The organism is Ralstonia sp. RL, from assembly GCF_001683835.1.
GTDB classification, from domain to species: Bacteria; Pseudomonadota; Gammaproteobacteria; order Burkholderiales; family Burkholderiaceae; genus Ralstonia; species Ralstonia mannitolilytica.
In genome coordinates, this window is the sequence record NZ_LWRX01000194.1 from 1 (window position 1) to 1,899 (window position 1,899).

Sequence of the window (1,899 nt, forward strand, 5' to 3'; positions counted from 1 at the left end):
CACGATGTTGTAGCGCGACACGCCCTCCGGGTTGTAGCGGCGCTGCGCGCGGATTTCAAACGGTGTATTCGATGGCGACGCGGCCCGCTGCCCGATCGGATTGTGCGCGAGCACCTGGCGGCTAATCGCATTGAGCGTGGCCAGCGCATTGCCGGAAGCTGCCGGATCGGTCGCATCCGCGGCGAGCAGCACGGCCGGCTGCTCGCCGCGCAGGATCCTGCGCGAAAAATCCGGCGGAATCACCAGCAGGAATTGCACGCGCCCCGCGTCGAGCAGGCGGTTGCCTTCCGCCTCGCTCGCCGGACGCGCGGCGACGCGGAAATACGCCGAGTTCTCCAGGCTCGCGACCAGGCTGCGCGAAAACTCGCTGTGGTCGGCTGACACCACCGCCAGCGGCAGGTGCTTGGGATCGGTGTTGATCGCGTAGCCGAACAGGATCAGCTGCATCACCGGCACGCCGACCATCATCGCGAACGTCAGGCGGTCGCGCCGGAGCTGGCGGAATTCCTTGATCAGGATGGCGAGGAAGCGCGACCAGTTCATGCGTAATTGTCCTCGGATTTCTGCATCAGCGCGATGAACACGTCTTCCAGGCTGGTGGCCACCGGCGTGATCTGCAGGCCGCGGCCGCGGTAGGGCGCAAGCGCCGCATCGAGCGCTTGCCGCGACGCGCCGCTCGCATGCAGCGTGGCGCCGAACGACGCGGCATGGATCGCCGGGTCGGCGCGCAATGCCTGCGCGACCTGCGCCAGTTGCGGCCCGCTAATTTCGACCGTGGCCAGCCCGGCCTGCGCGATCAGTTCCTCGGCGCTGCCCTGCGCCAGCAGGCGGCCGTACGCGATATACGCCAGCCGGTGGCAGCGCTCGGCCTCGTCCATGTAGTGCGTCGACACCAGCACCGTCAGGCCGCGCGAGGCCAGTTCGTGCAGATGGTCCCAGAATTCGCGCCGCGCCTTCGGATCGACGCCGGCGGTCGGCTCGTCGAGCAGCAGCAGCTGCGGTTCGTGCAACAGGCACGCGGCCAGCGCCAGGCGCTGCTTCCAGCCGCCCGACAGGGCGCTTGCCAGCTGCGTGCGGCGCCCGCTCAGCCCGAGTTGCTGCAATGTGTCCTCCACCTTGCGCCGGCGATCGGGCACGCCGTACACGCGGGCGACGAAGTCGAGGTTCTCCTCGATACTCAAGTCGTCGTACAGCCCGAAGCGCTGCGTCATGTAGCCGACCTGGGGCTTGATTCTGCGCGACTCGCGGCGGATGTCGAAGCCGAGGCAGGTGCCGCTGCCGTCGTCGGGCGTCAATAGCCCGCACAGCATGCGGATGGTGGTGGTCTTGCCGCTGCCGTTGGGCCCGAGAAAGCCGTAGATGCGGCCGCGCTCGACGCGCATGTCGACATGGTCGACCACGGTGCGCCCGCCGTAGCGCTTGGTCAGGCCGCGCACGTCGATGATGGCCTCCATCACTTGCCTCCGGCGGCGCCCGCCAGGCGGATTTCCACCGGCTGGCCCGGATGCAGCCGCTGCGCATAGCCGGGCAGCGGGCGCGCCTCGATCATGAACACCAGCGACGCCCGGTTCTCCTTGCTGTAGATGAGCGGCGACGTGTATTCCGGCGCGCTCGACAGGTAGCTGATGGTGGCCGGAATCGGCCCCTGGCAGCCGTCGCAGCTCACCGTCACATCCTGCCCGAGTTTCAGCGCCGGCAGCACCGGCTCCGCGACGAAGAAGCGCAGCTTGATGTTCTGCGGCGGCAAAAGGCTCACCACCGGGCTGGCCGCCGGCACGAATTCGCCTTCGCGGTACAGCACGTCGGCCACCTCGCCGGCAACCGGCATGCGCTGCGTCTTCTGCGCCAGCCGCCACTCGGCCTGCGCGAGCTGCGCCTGCGCCGCCTTCAGGTCCTGCT

At 68.7% G+C, this 1,899-nt stretch carries 3 protein-coding genes; all 3 read right to left on the reverse strand.

What is annotated here, in order from left to right:
- On the reverse strand, nucleotides 1–543 hold a 543-nt coding region (locus A6M56_RS18715; protein WP_286758310.1), incomplete at its 3' end, for an ABC transporter permease.
- On the reverse strand, nucleotides 540–1,454 hold the full coding sequence (locus tag A6M56_RS18720) for an ABC transporter ATP-binding protein (protein ID WP_286758311.1): 915 nt from the start codon (nucleotides 1,452–1,454) through the stop codon (nucleotides 540–542). The genes A6M56_RS18720 and A6M56_RS18715, both read right to left, overlap by 4 nt.
- Nucleotides 1,454–1,899, reverse strand: a 446-nt coding sequence (locus tag A6M56_RS18725; RefSeq protein ID WP_286758313.1) for an HlyD family secretion protein, incomplete at its 5' end; no start/stop codon positions are given. The genes A6M56_RS18720 and A6M56_RS18725, both read right to left, overlap by 1 nt.